The organism is Rheinheimera riviphila (genome assembly GCF_004005945.1).
GTDB classification, from domain to species: domain Bacteria; phylum Pseudomonadota; class Gammaproteobacteria; order Enterobacterales; family Alteromonadaceae; genus Pararheinheimera; species Pararheinheimera riviphila.
The window spans coordinates 123686-137750 of sequence record NZ_SACS01000006.1 but is presented as its reverse complement, the minus strand read 5'-3'; the positions used below and the strand labels follow the sequence as shown (position 1 = coordinate 137750).

The 14065-nt window shown below is 53.3% G+C and carries 11 protein-coding genes; 2 read left to right on the top strand and 9 right to left on the bottom strand.

What is annotated here, in order from left to right:
• Positions 1-140 precede the first annotated feature (140 nt).
• The 4 genes from EOE67_RS07830 to EOE67_RS07815 are packed head-to-tail and all read right to left on the bottom strand — an operon-like array spanning position 141 to position 7510.
• Positions 141-2411: a CHASE2 domain-containing protein gene (locus tag EOE67_RS07830; RefSeq protein ID WP_127698479.1), complete on the bottom strand. Its 2271-nt coding sequence runs from the start codon at positions 2409-2411 to the stop codon at positions 141-143.
• A gap of 45 nt (positions 2412-2456) precedes the next feature.
• Entirely contained in the window at positions 2457-5042 is a 2586-nt protein-coding gene (locus tag EOE67_RS07825; RefSeq protein WP_127698478.1) for an Ig-like domain-containing protein, read from the bottom strand.
• A gap of 10 nt (positions 5043-5052) precedes the next feature.
• Positions 5053-6207, bottom strand: coding sequence for a FecR family protein (locus EOE67_RS07820; protein ID WP_127698477.1), 1155 nt, complete (start codon positions 6205-6207; stop codon positions 5053-5055).
• Positions 6197-7510: a tetratricopeptide repeat protein gene (locus EOE67_RS07815; RefSeq protein WP_164852253.1), complete on the bottom strand. Its 1314-nt coding sequence runs from the start codon at positions 7508-7510 to the stop codon at positions 6197-6199. Before EOE67_RS07815 ends, EOE67_RS07820 begins: the two co-directional genes overlap by 11 nt.
• Before the next feature lie 176 nt (positions 7511-7686).
• Between EOE67_RS07815 and EOE67_RS07810 the strand changes: the two genes are divergently transcribed.
• Complete coding sequence (locus EOE67_RS07810) at positions 7687-8292, top strand: hypothetical protein (RefSeq protein WP_127698475.1); 606 nt, start codon at positions 7687-7689, stop codon at positions 8290-8292.
• Between the two features lie 88 nt (positions 8293-8380).
• On the opposite strand, the gene EOE67_RS07805 is transcribed toward EOE67_RS07810, so the two are convergent.
• Positions 8381-8974, bottom strand: coding sequence for a DUF6942 family protein (locus EOE67_RS07805; protein ID WP_127698474.1), 594 nt, complete (start codon positions 8972-8974; stop codon positions 8381-8383).
• 141 nt (positions 8975-9115) lie between these two features.
• On the opposite strand from EOE67_RS07805, the gene EOE67_RS07800 reads away from it, so the two are divergent.
• The gene (locus EOE67_RS07800; protein WP_127698473.1) at positions 9116-9694 is read left to right on the top strand and encodes a M23 family metallopeptidase; all 579 of its coding nucleotides are present in this window, start codon (positions 9116-9118) and stop codon (positions 9692-9694) included.
• A gap of 25 nt (positions 9695-9719) precedes the next feature.
• Here the strand turns inward: EOE67_RS07800 and EOE67_RS07795 are convergent, their stop codons facing one another.
• The 4 genes from EOE67_RS07795 to EOE67_RS07780 form a co-directional block, all read right to left on the bottom strand.
• A complete protein-coding gene (locus EOE67_RS07795) occupies positions 9720-11333 on the bottom strand; it encodes an amidohydrolase family protein (protein ID WP_164852252.1) in 1614 nt (537 codons plus the stop codon).
• 65 nt (positions 11334-11398) lie between these two features.
• Positions 11399-12772, bottom strand: coding sequence for a sensor histidine kinase (locus EOE67_RS07790; RefSeq protein ID WP_164852251.1), 1374 nt, complete (start codon positions 12770-12772; stop codon positions 11399-11401).
• Positions 12765-13448, bottom strand: coding sequence for a response regulator transcription factor (locus EOE67_RS07785; RefSeq protein WP_127698470.1), 684 nt, complete (start codon positions 13446-13448; stop codon positions 12765-12767). The genes EOE67_RS07790 and EOE67_RS07785 overlap by 8 nt, the downstream gene beginning before the upstream one ends.
• A 160-nt stretch (positions 13449-13608) precedes the next feature.
• Positions 13609-14019, bottom strand: a complete 411-nt coding sequence (locus EOE67_RS07780; protein WP_127698469.1) for a hypothetical protein — start codon at positions 14017-14019, stop codon at positions 13609-13611.
• Positions 14020-14065: the final 46 nt, after the last annotated feature.

Sequence of the window (14065 nt, the reverse complement as noted above, 5' to 3'; positions counted from 1 at the left end):
TCCGCCTAAGCTATTGTTGTTAAAATAAAAAATACCGTAGGGCGACACTCACCGCGACAGCGGTAGTGCGCCGGAGTTGTTGAGATTGAGGCTGTTGAAATCAAAAGGTTTGAATTTGATTTCAAACAAAAATACAACAATCACTTGCTGGCATGGGAATAGCTGCCATCCCAATCCGCGCCCGGTCCCTGTTGCAAAAAGGCGTCGATCCGTTGCAGATAAAGCGTAATCAGCCCGCTAAGGTTGGGCTGCTCCGGCAACTTTGCATCTACCTGCAAAGCCTGTTGCAGCTCCAGCAACTGCTCACGGGCCTGGATAAATTGCTGCTGAAAATACGCCGCAAGCGCCTGTTCAAATGTCTGACAATGGCTTAACAACGGCTCTTTTATGTCAGAATCCAGCGGCAGATAAATCCGGATTGGGATCTGCTTCCCCTTCACCCGCACCTTGTCCACCAGCAGATATGCCAGCTCGCTGGCCTCGGCTTTGGTATCTTCGCTGACGAGCAGCGGCACCCCGTAAAATTTAGTCAGACCTTCCAACCGAGAGCCGAGATTCACCGCATCGCCAATTACCGTATAACTGCGCCGAAAATCGGAGCCCATATCACCCACATTCATCTCGCCGGTATGAATGCCAATGCCGATGCGGGCGACCGGTTTCCCGGCAGCCTGATACTGCTGATTCAACAGCTCCAAAGCATGCAGCATGGCAAAAGCCGCGAGGATGGATTTACTGGCATGCGCCGGCTCGGCCAAAGGTGCGCCCCAAAACGCCATCACCATATCCCCGACATATTTGTCGATGGTCCCATCGTGAGCCTGAATGGCCTGCGTCATCACTGAAAAATACTGGTTTAGCCACAGCTTCAACTCCTGCGCCGACATTTGCTCGGAAATCGCGGTAAAACTGCGGATATCGCAAAACAGCACCGATAATTGCTTTTTTTCACCGGCCAGACTGACCGAGCCCGGATCATCCAGCAGTCGCTGAATATGCGCCGGTGGCAGATATTGATCAAACACCGCGTTGATCTGTTTACGCCGCCGCGTCTCGCGGACAAAGCCATAACTGATGTAATAAACCGACAACAAAACCAGCAGCAGCAGTAGATTTAACAGCGGTAAATCAAGCACCTGCACCCGCCATAACCAAAGATTCACCCCCACCGCCAGCAACATCAACAACAAGGCAGCAGCAACGCTTGATAAAGGGCCAAGCCTTGGAAACAACCACAGGCAGAACATGCCCAACATCAGCAGCTGTAGCAACATGGCCCCCGCCCACCAGTCTGGCCGGTACGGCAAACTGTCCGGCGCCATCAGACCATCAAATACCGTGGCGTGAATTTCTACGCCAGGAAAGGTCAACGAAGTCGGGGTCGCCTGCAAATCAGCCAGGCCAGTCGCCGAAGTCCCGACAAACACCACCGCTTGATCAAACCGCTGATCATCAATCCGATCCCGCAGCACATCGGCCGCCGAACTGTATGGATAATGGCGGGCACCACCCCGGAACGGGATCAGGATCCGGCCTTGTTGGTCAGTGCGGATGAGGCTGTTACCAATCTGCACACCTTGCAGATAAGCGTGACCCGCCTGTTGCAACCAAGCTGGTTGCAACTGTTCAACCAGGCTATAAACCCGGAACGCTTCCAGTGCCAACGACGGATACAGCTGCTTGTCCAGTTCATGCAATAGCGCGACCCGGCGGATAAAGCCGTCGGCATCCGCCTCGGCATTGATAAAACCCTGACCGCTGGCGGCATTTGCCAGGCTGGAGATAGGCGCGGCAAAGCCGCTAAAAGGTTCAAAAGGCGTGGTACCGGCAGGGCGCTGTTGTTGCACGCTTTGCTGGACAGTCTGGCCGGTATCACTGATGTGGCCGATTTGACCGGTGCGCAATCTGCCATGGCGGTGCAGCACGTTCGCCAGCACCACTTCGACCGATTGCATTGTTGCGGCGAACTGTAAATCGGGATCCAACCCTGCGGCATAGGTCAGCAAACTCTGGCGCTGTCCATCTGACAACGTTGCTTGCTGCGGCCAGCTGTGCAGCGCCGTCAGCGCCACATTGGCCTGCGGCTCAGAAAACAACACGTCATAAACCACCAGCACCGCACCGGCTTCCGCCAGCCTGGTCGTCAGACGCTCGAACTGACTGCGATCCCAGGGCATCCGGCCAATTTCATGCAGACTGGCTTCATCAATATCAACAATCTGAATATTGCTGACACTGCGCGGCCAGGGCGGCAGATATTGCACCTTGGCGTCATACAACAAACCTTCCAAACGCAGCAGACTGCGCTCCAAACCCGGCGGCGGCAACCATTGTAATGTCAGCACTAAGGCCAATAACAACAACGGCATACTTTGGCGCGCCAGCCACTTTCTCAGTCTGGATCGGGTCATTGTTTTTGCCCGGTGTCAGTGCCGCCGCCAGCCTCACTGCTACTGCTATAACACATTAATCACCACGGTATTCTGACTGGAACCACCAAAAGCCCCCGTCACCTGATAAGTAAAGCTGTCTGCACCGCTAAAACCGACATTGGGTGTATAGCTGAAGCTGCCATCAGGACGCAACAGCACAGTGCCATTGGCCGGGCCCGTGACTAATGTCGCTTTGAGTGTTGGCACCACGCCCTGATTGGCAAAACCAAGTTCATAAACCGCGCCGCTGGTCGAAACCAACCATAACAATTCGCCATCCGCACTTACCGCCAGGCCACTGACGGTCGCGACGCCAGGCGGGAATGGCAACAGCCGCAGCAGCTTGCCATTGACATCAAACTCCGCCATCGCAGACTGGATACTACTGACCAGCAAAATGTTGCCATTATGCGGATTGATATGCAGATCACCGAAACTGACGTCAAAAGACACCTCAGGCGTCATGACATTAAAACTGCTCAGCACCTGTCCGGTGATCGGATCAATTTGTGCCACCAGATTACCCTGACTGCCGGCCGGTAGGTTGTCCTGGATCAGCCAGATGGTATTTGTGACCGGATTATAAGCCCCCCCCACCACATGGCTGGCACCAAAAGCAGTATCCAGTTGGCTGAGCAAGGTGCCGGTTTTAGCGTCAATGGCATAAATTTCGGTCACGCCGGATTCGCCGTTAAAAATCAATAAACTCCCCTGCGGTATTTGCACATCCTTTAACCGAAAGGCTGCTGCAGCAATATCAAGATCCACATCATTGGCACCGCCGCCTTGCATCCCAAGGGTTCCTATATTCATCCCGAGCCGGGTAAGGCTATGGATCACAGCGCCAAAAGCCGGGTATAAATACAGCGCCTGCTGATACTCATTCGCCGCCGCGCCGACCAGCGACCCTAACCCAGGATTAAAGGTGGTTCTGATTTCCAACTGATTCCCTTGCAGCAATCCTTTGCCTTCCTGATCGTTACCCAGCACCCCAGGCGCAGCCACATTCAGCGTGGTATTTATCGTCGCCGGAAAAACATCGTTGTTCGCCACAGCCGGGAACGGCCCCGGATTATTTAATGCCGACCCCGGAATGGTGAACGACAATAAGTTAAGGGTGGCCATAATCCTGGCGCCCGCCACACGCCCAACCTGACCAATACTGCAAGGTAAAAAGGCAGCCAGCCCGCTACAGGTGGCGCCAGGTCCGATAAAAGCGCCAAAATTCAAAGAATCGATAAAAGGCACTGCCGGAAACAAACCACTGAATTTGCCACCGCTATCGGGGAACAAACTAAGTTCAAACCGGGCCGGATTAGCGCCGACAAATTGCAGGCTGTTGCTATTTGGCGCGATGGATCTGGCCAAAACCGGCGAATCAGCCAGTCCAGGATAAGTCATCACAAAACTGAAATTGCCTTGTTGCCCCGGTTCATGGCCACTCAGGGCTGATTCCTGATAACGACCCGTCATGGTACAACGGGTGTCGACCAGCTGTACGCAATCGCCAATGCGATACAAACCCGTACCGACCTCACTGCCCAGCGGACTTTCACCCTGCCCGAGATACAAAAAAGCTCCGCTCATGCTCAGCGATTGGCCAGCGATATTCGCGATCAGCGGATCCACAGCAATGCTGACGGTGCCTTGTGCAAAACCACCTTTGCCATCGCTGATTTGATAAACAAAACTGTCACTGCCACTGAAATCGGTTGCTGGGGTATAAGTAAAAGCGCCATCAGCCTGCAACAACAACGTACCGGAGACAGGCCCGCTCACCGGTGTGCTATCGACGGTCAACGTGTCGCCATCCGGATCACTGTCGTTAATCAATAGACCCTGATCAACAGGCACCAGCAGCGGCTGATTGGTGAGGGTGGTATAACTGTCATTGAGCGCCAGCGGCGGTTCATTGGCAGCAAGCGCTGACGGGATCAACGTCTCTGCCGCCACCGCAGATTCGCCGCTTCCGCTGACGCCGGTCACCAATACATAATAAGATTTTGCCGGATCCAGACTACTAAAACTTTCTGCCGCATTGCGAACCGCCAGTTTGGCTTGCCCATCCGCTAATTGCCGGTACGTCAGGCGATTCACACCCGGCACACTTGCCAGATACAGGTTGTAACGCAGCACCGCCGGATTGGCATTCCAACTCAGATTGATAGTGGTGCCATCGGCACTGCGCGCTATGGTCAGCGCACTGCGACCTGTCGGTTGCCAGATGATTGTGCTGGTTGCCACAGCGGTACTCTGACCGCTGCTGTCAGTGACCCAGAGCTGCAAATTTAAGGTGCCGGGGCTGGCACCATAAGCCGCCGGATCGATATTGGTCCGGGTGGTATTGAAGCTATTACCCTGACATTGCTGCGCTGACTGACACAGCTCCAGTGCGCGGGCATTCTGACCGAAGCTGACATGTACCCTGGCCAGCCCATCAGCATCCTGCGCCTGAACGGACAGCACAAGGTTACCGGAAACGGACACCGCGGCCTTTGGCTGGATAAAACGCCCAGTACTATCGGCGGCCTGCACTTCAGCCGCCCCCAGGGGACCGTATCCAATCAATAAGCCGACGATGAGGCCGAACAACTCACGGATAGTTCGCATAGCTCACTCCTCAGGGCTGCTCAGTCAACACAAAACCACCATCCAGCCGGACTGTCGGATGATCCAGTTCAGCCAGATTCAGATTGCCAAGAATGGCGGTGGCATCATTGATAAAGACACCGCTGATACTGCCATCTGCCACCTGATTGCCATGACTGGCAAAATTGATAAACAGCTCCAGCGATTGTTCGCCAAATACGCCGTTAAAAGTGGCGAACCACTCGCCACCGGCGTCAGTAAAAGACAGCTGGCCAGACGGCACCCAGGCACTGTCAAAATCTATTTCCATCGACATACTCAAGTCTGACAGTGAACCTGCAGTACTGCTGAAACTGTGTTGGCTGAGCTGGTCAAAACTGGCGATGCCGCTGCGGGTGATAGTGTCCATCCCCCAACCGGCCGTCAGATAGCTGTTGTCATAAAAATCAACACCACTGGCATCCCTTGCCAGCGCCGGGCTTTTTACGAACAGGTCCAGGCCGCCATCTGACATAGCTGCCGTCAGTTGCTGGCCGGTAAATTCCGTTTGATCCGCTAAGGTGCCGGGTTGTCCGGCAGCAAAAATCGTTGGCGCCCGCAGCAGCAACTCAACTTCGCCATTTGCCCGCACGATGGCAAAACGAAATGGTTGCTCTGGCCCCAGCGAAAAACTCTGATCAGCGCCAGGTACCGTCACCCGAATATCAATAATGCCGTCCCAGCCAGCCAGATACAGATCGCCTTGCTGCAGCACCGCTTCATAATGGGTACCGCGCACGCCGATGGTCGCCACCGGCGTGTTCAGTTGATAGTCCTTGGCCGATTGCGGCAAAGAACCGGTGATGGTTCGCAGGCCGCCTTTTAGTAAATCCATCGACACCGCGCCTTGAGCCCCGCCCTGACCAGACGGATAATTCCGGATCGCCAGCTCAGTGTCAGCATGCATCGACAACAATCCGCCATCTTTCATCCGTAGTTGACTGCTACTCTCTGACCCGGTGCTGACCAAATCCACCCCAAAGACCGGCGATTGGCGTTTCAGCGCCCGGCTTTGCTGCTCGGCACTGGCTTGTACTGAGCCTCTGGCCATGATGGTTTTGCCCGCTGCTTCTTCGGCCAGCAGCGGCAATTGCCACAGCAGCACGATGAACGCGACAACACAGCAACGGCTGGATCTAGAATGCATATCGGACTCCTATCCAGCCACGTGTCCGCTGGTATTGGTAAATGGTGATATTGCTGTTATTGCGCAGATGACTGACCGCAGCCAGGGCGCGCCATTGTGGACTGAGGCTGTAGCTCAGCTCCAACTCGGCGCGGTAGTAACTGTCATCCCGCACCAACCGGAACAGCGGGTGCAGCTCGTCATAGGCGCCGTTCAGATAATCCAGCGATACGCTGCTGGTCCAGCGCTGATCCAGCAACAACTGCCAGCGATAACCCAGTCCGTAATAATCACGGTTGTTAAAGTCGGTGCGGGTCTGATCACTGTCATCCATGCCCCAACGCAGCTGAAACTTATGCTCGGCGCGGCCGGTTCGGGTCGATAGCCACCCTTCCGCCAGCAGCTGTTTTTTGTCCAAAGTGGTCAGCTCAGCATAAGATTGGCGGGCATAGGTTAGATCCAAACCCAACTCAAAACTTTCCCATAACGGGTAACTGACCGTGGTTTTCAGCCCCTGATAGTCAAGGTAACTGCTGCCATCCAGTTGGATGGGCCGGTAAAACAATTCGCCCGCCAGCTGATAACCACGCCAGCGGGTCTGATATCCGGCGACAGCGCTGGCGTAAGTGCGGGAAAACACCACGTCCTCACTGTATTCGCTGTGCAGCGCACCGGCCGACAGATAAAAGGCTGAATGTTGATCCTGCGGCAGCGTAAAGTTCAGCTGCGCCTGCATTTCATAAAAACTGCTGTCCCGCTCCTGACTCTGCTCGAATAAACGCACCTGCCCCAGTAACGGAATGAAGAAAAAATCCTCGTCAACCCCACTATTCGGATTACTGTCACTGCCGGCACCCAGCTGTAGCCAGTTCTGCCAATAACCATGTTCTGGGTTACTCAGTTTTTTAATTCGTTGCAGATAAGTTTGTACCAAGGTTGCGGCACGTTCTGGCAATGCAGCCTTTTCCAGTTGTTTCAGCTCACGTTCGGCTGCGGGCAAATTGCCCAGATCAAAATAGCTGACCGCCAGCGCCAGCCGAATGTCCGACGATTGTGGTTGCGACGACAAGGCCCGCTCCAGTGCGAACACCGCCTGATGAACATGGCCGGAGGATCTGGCCGCCAAGCCGAACAGATAGTCAAAACGGGGATCACCTTCCTGTTCGGACTGTAGTTGTTGCGCTAATTGCCAGGCCGCCGGATGTTCCTGCTGCCTGATCAATGCTTCCAGTTGATCCAGCGAGGCGGATGAACTAGCCAGCGCCAATGAAGAGAAAAAGGTCAACCAACAAAGCGCCCAAGAGCGGAAATGCATACATTTCATCGTCATCTTCTTATTGAGACAACCGGAGGTGTGGTTCAAGTCTAGACACTAAGTTTCGGGTAAGTAAAAAAACCAACTCAAATTTTAGGAATTAACATCGCGAAGCCTTGTCGCTGGGTAAATTTACTGTTAATTTTCGGGACATAAATTTATGTGTAATCAAGGACGAGACACAAATGTTATTGATGCAAAAACCACAGTCTGCCTGCCGTTTGATGTTAACGCCTGCAGCCATTCTGCTCCTGCTCCTCTGCTGCTTACTTGGCAGCTGTGCCAGCATCCCGCTGTCGACGATGGCGAAACTCAGTGGTTTTGGCCCTGAAAACCTGACCCAGCTGCAAGCCGATGAAATTCGCATCCGGTTACAGCTGCCAACACAAGCAGAACTGGATCCAAAAAGAACACAGCTACAGCTATACATTTCGTCAGCAGAACACCAATACGACGAGAAGTTTGCAGTGCGGATGATCTCCAAAACCGTCGGCCAAATGGATGATGGTTGGTTCAGCCCGCCGGTGCCGGTGCAAAGTTATGTTTTTGTGCTGAGTGACAGCGGCAAACAAAAATTTCGCGAGTTGCAACAACACCTTGCGACTGCCGCCAAACCAGAACAATACATTTTTACCGCCAGTAGTGTGCTGACGAATTTATCGCCGGAATTTAATACAGTCAGGATGTGGGCGGATTTGCAACTCTCTGACAAAGAAGGTTTTTTCACTTTAATTGATGGTGCTGAGATTGAGTTTAATCTGACTGAAAACACCAAAGCGAACAGCGAATAAAACCGACGCTATTAAAGCCATTGCGTGGTGGACTCTCGTCGGTAAGTCCACCCGACATCGGGTGAGGTATGCCCGCCATTTTCTAACATTAACCGCTAGACCCAAGCTGACTGCTGCAATCCAAAAACCGTTCAATTTCGCTCACCTGATCTGCCAATAACTGCAATAGCTTTGCACTGACCGTAATTTTTTCATTATTCAGCTGACGGTAGTCAAAAAACGGCGTGACTAATAATTTTCGGGCAGGGTCGACCGCAAATTCTGACGACAGCCAATGTAAATCAGCTTCGAGTCCCTGCGTGATCAAATGCTTGGCCAGGGTGCGGCCGGCAATTAGGTGAAAAACATCCTCTTTACCAAACTGTGGCGCACTGAAACACAATGCCGTGCCGGAACCGGCTTGCAGTAGTTGTAGATCACGAAACTGCTGCCAGCTCGACGCCGGAGTGGCAAAGGCAAAATGCGTTGGGGGCAGCGCGAATAATAACTTAGCGTAGACATTAAAAATCTTCCGCCAGCCGTTGCCACAATGCCGGTAAATCTGGTCAATCTCACCGGCTTGCAGTGGCTGAACACCGGATAGCTGCTGATAAGCCTCCATCGCTGGCGGCGCAGCCAGATAAACCCGAAAACGGGCATTTACATCACCAAAACAGCAATGATTTGTCACTACAGATACCATACTCACTCCAGTTGAACCTGCGAACACCGCAAAGTGCAGACTTTTTCACCCATTGCACGGCCAGCTCCTCACGCAGACTTGAAGCAACAGCCAGAACCAGCGACACTGTTGCATTGCTATTTCATCATCTTGGAAACCTTGATGCAGCACCCTGTTTTTTGGCCTTTACGCTGGCAAAAAAGCCGTTTTAGCCTGCTACTGGCAGTATTACTGCTGGCAGCTTGCAGTAGTGTACCACCGCAAACAACGGCTCCCACAGTGCAGCGCGAACCGCAATTTCGCAGTGCGCCACCACCACCGCCTTTTGTCCATCCGGTGCCGGGCTCGCGCGTCAGTTCGATGTTCGCCAAATACATTGTGAAAAGCCGCAACCGCAAACATCACGGCGTCGATTTTGCCGCGCCACAGGGCACACCGGTGTATGCCGCCAGTTCCGGCGTGGTGCTGAACGCCGACATGGGCAGTTTAAGTGATGCTTTTGGCAAAGTGGTGCTGATTGAACATGGCGACAAGCTACAAAGCTTGTCGGCGCATTTATCGCGGATTGACGTGCAAATTGGCGATTTTGTGCAGGCTGGCCAGCAAATTGGTCTGGTCGGCAAAACTGGTCGCGCTACCGGCCCGCATCTGCATTTTGAATTATGGCGCAATGGTTATCCGCAGGATCCACTGCGTTATTTACCGGATGGCAGCGCAGCTGTGCAACGCACCAGTCCCTAAATTATTATTGGGTCATGCTCACAATTTAGTCGGCAAACTGCTGGCGGAAGGTCGCGCTTTGAAGTGCACCGGACATCAGCTGTAGGTTGATGCGCAGGCTACCGGCTTGCCCGATGGCAAATTGCTGCAACTGCATTAACCTGTCTTGATCATACCACTGACCTGCAATCACCAGTCCTTGCACCTGGCGTAGCGCCTGAATATCGGTCAGCGGATTGGCTGCCAACAACACTAAATCAGCGTCAAAACCCACCGCTATCTGGCCACTGCGATCGGAGGTACCGTGGTACCGTGCGGCGTTCAGTGTGGCGGTTTGCAAGGCTTGCAACGGTGTGAAACCCGCTTGCACATAAAGGGCTAACTCGTCGTGTAAGCCACTGCCGGTAAACACAAAAGAGTCCGGTGCGTCGGTACCGGCGATGATTTTTACGCCCAGTTGCTGTGCCATCTGCACATGCTGTAGCGCCAGTGCAAAAGCTTGTTGCTGCGGATATTGCGCATTACCTTGCTCATCAACAATTCGGCCGCGCTCAGCCATAGCATCCGCATCGGCCTGCCACAATATTCGTAGCAGCCACGGGACAGTGTTCAACCGCGGATCCGCCCGAAACTGGGGCAACATCGCTTTGGCGCCAAGCTGCAAGGTGAGTAAAGTCGGGCTCCACCAGCTATCAGATGCCGCCAGCAACTGCATTTTTTGCTGGCAAAGTTGCTCGTCCTGCGAATCCAGAATTTGTTGCCATACCAGAGCGGTGATCAGGCCTTCGCGTATCGGCTGCGCTTTATAAGGGCCAATCGCGGTCGAACATTCAAACAGAAACACCCGGCCGTGCTCCAGGCTTTTTAACCCGCCTTCAATGGCGTTTTCCAATGGCACTAGCCAAGGCTGATGGCCAGCGAGCGTGATGCCGGTGGGTTTGGCGGCATTCTCTGTTACCGCAGCAGCAAGCCATTGAAACTGTTGCAGACTCAGTTGCTCATAAATTTTTAACTGATCAACACCAAGCTGTTGATAATATTCAACCAATGCTTTGGCATCCGCTGCGCTTTGCAGTTTCAGAAAAGCCGGCATGCCGTCTGGCACTTCGGCACCGCCATTCAGCGCAAAACTGCTTTGCAGCGGATAGCGTGGACTGCTGCGCACACCTTGCTGGAGTTGCTGTTGCCAGCGTTTTCTATCTGCGCTACATGCCACAAAACTGTCGCTGGCCGCCATGCAACCTGACATATCGCGCACCGAGGTCACGCCAGCCGCCAGCCACAGTGGATGCTGCAGTTGCGGCGCCAGTTGCATGCTATGGGTGTGCATATCCTGCAGACCGGGAATTAAATACTGGTTGTTGCCGTTGATTTGATGCCAGTTGCCCGTTGCCGGATCTGCTGCAAAATCGTTGGCAGTGGTAGTAATGCGCTGAATTTTGCCCTGCTCAATCCACACGGATTGGCCAGGCACAATGTCGCCGGTGACTACATTCACCAGCTGAACATTGTGAATAAGTAACGGTTGATTACTCAACGTAGGTAACGGCGGTTGCGGCAAAGCGCATCCCAGCAACAACCCAAGCCACAGTAGCAATGCCACTGGTAACCACAGCAATAAACGTCTGGCGAAAAGGTTCTTGGATCTGGTCGGTTTCATCATAAGTTCCCGGCGCAAGGATAAGCATCAGCTCACAGCCTAGGCCGTCACCCGTGAAACTTACGTCAAAGCGGCCAGCTTAAACGCACTTCCAATCGGGTTTTGTCTGCATTAAGCGCAATCGCCAGCCCGATGCTACTATGCTGACAAAGCCGTTGTACGATACCAAGCCCCACGCCATAACCGCTGGAATGACGCCCCTTGGCAAATAATGCCGCCGGCTCCAATGGTAAATCCGCGACATTCAGCGGGTTGCTGATCAACAAGCCCTGTGCATCAGCGGCAATCAGCACCTCACCCGGTAAACTATGGCTGCAGGCATTTTGTAATAAATTCGCCAGGATCATCTGCAGCAATACCGGCGATACCTTGTGCACCAGTAGCGGCGACGTGTTTTCTGCGAGCTGCAAGTCGATGGTTAAGTGCTGACGAAGCAACAAGTCACTGTGTTGGATCACCAGCTGTTCCAGCAATGGCAACAATGGCACCGCTGCTGAGTGCTTGTCTGAATCAACGCTCTCCGGCAACGCTTGTTCGCGCGACAAGGTCAGCAATGTATTGATGAGCTGGGTCATTTGCAAACAAGCGGCGGTAATTTGCTGTAGTTTTTGCTGTGCGGCCGTGGGTAAATCGGGCTGTAGCAACAGCAACTCCGCGCTGCTTTGGATCAGGCTTAGCGGTGTGCGCAGCTCGTGACTGGCGTCGCGGCTAAAGGCCCGTTCGCGCTCAACAAACTGCTGCAACCGGTCAAACGCTTGCTCCAGGGTGCGGGCTAGCAAACCAATTTCATTGTCGCGAAAGTTAGCGGCAAAGCCTTTCGGCAGTGACTGGGTTTGCTGAGATTGCGTGTGCTGAGATTGTTGCACCAGCTGTACCAATTCGAGCAATGGCCGGGTGGCGCGCCGACTCAGCACGATGCCAATAACCGCAGCAGCAGCCAGCATCAGTAAGGTGGTAAAGCCATAAAACAGCAACATTTCGGTGCGAATGGGTCGCACCACTAATTGCTGGCTGACTTCCATCACCAACCATACCGGCACTTGATGGGCCGGATGGTCAAATTTCAGCAGATGATAATGCCTGCCCGCTTCGCCCGGAATTTCGCGGGCTCTGGTATTTTGCTGAAATTTTTCGACTATATCCTTTGGAAAATCAGTAGGTTTGAAGTAAAGCTGCATCAGCGGTGACACCGGCGTCACGGTCGTGGCATGTTGCAGCTGCCGTCGTTGTTCCTGTTTCAGTTGATGGTAAAAAAACTGGTCTTCGACGGTGTACACAAAAATCAGATTCACCAGACTGAATAACAGGCCACAACACAGCGCCAACAGCACAAAAGAGCGCACAATGCGCTGCGACAGGCTGATCGCCGGGCTGGCTTGATTGAAAGCAGCAGTATTTGCAGCGGGTATTGGCGCTGATTTTGTTACTGCTTCAGTCATCATCTGCTCCGCTCATCAATTTAAAACCAACCCCATGCACCGTATGTAACATGCTAAAAGTAAAAGGTTTATCCAGTTGCTGGCGCAGCAAATAAATATGTGCCCGTAGTGCATCGGAATCCGGTGGGTCATCACCCCAAAGTTTGGCGGTGAGTTCGGAGCGGCTGAGTACCGCTGGGTAAGCTTCAGCTAATAATTGCAGTATTTTCATGCCGATAGGATGTAACTCCAGCAGCTGCCCGGCGCGACTGGCCTGCTGACGTTGCCGATCGAATGTCAGCTCGCCAATTGCTAACCGATGATCAGTCGCCACTAAATGCCGCCGTGATAACGCTTGCACCCGCACCGCAAGCTCAGCCAGTGCAAAAGGTTTGGTCAGATAGTCATCCGCGCCACAGCCAAAGCCCAGCAGTTTGTCGTCAAGCGTATCGCGTGCGGTCAGCATCAACACTGGAATATACCGACTGGCTCGCTCACGCAGTTGCTGGCACAGCTGCAGACCATCCAGGCCCGGAAGGGATAAATCGAGAATAAGCAGATCATAATAATTCGCCAGCGCCAATTGCAGCCCACGAATGCCATTGTCGGCATAATCCAGCGAATGACCCTGCGCCGTCAGGTAGTCCATCACATTGGCCGCCAGCGCGGTTTGATCTTCAATCAGCAGAATATGCAAAACGTGGTGTGTCCTCGTGCATCAAGTCTGGTCAGACACTAGCATAAGGCAAAGTTTGTCAAAAGCAGGTGAAATGTGTAGGGGAAAAAAGCCGACGCCATGGTGGTGGCGTCGGCATTCGCAAATAGTCTCAGCAACTAGTGTCAGCAAATACCAGGCATTAAGCGGCTGGTTTTACCATTTTGATGGTGCTGATGGTGTCGCCTTTGAAGCTTAATTTGATCGCTTCCGGCACTTTTGGATATTGTTTTAACGCTTCAGTCAGCATTGGATAGGTTTGTTGCAGCTTCGATAAGTCGTAGCTCCATACTTCGGCGCCTTCTTCGCTCAATACCTGGCTGGCTTGGCCCAGTTTTTTCGTGACATAAGCCTTGTCGGTTTTACCGGCGACCAGGCCTAAAGCAGAATTCACGGCGCTGTCATAAGCGGCTTCTTTGGCACCATCAGCCGTTTGTTTCACGCTGTCGGTCACGCTGCCTTTGACTGAATCGGTAGCGGCTTTTAACCAGTCAGCCTGCACTGCAGTGCTTGCCAATACCAAAGATGCGATGACTGCGAATTTAAATTTCATGAGGTTTTCCTTTCCTTTGTTCATCAATTGACCGCCTGCCGGGGCG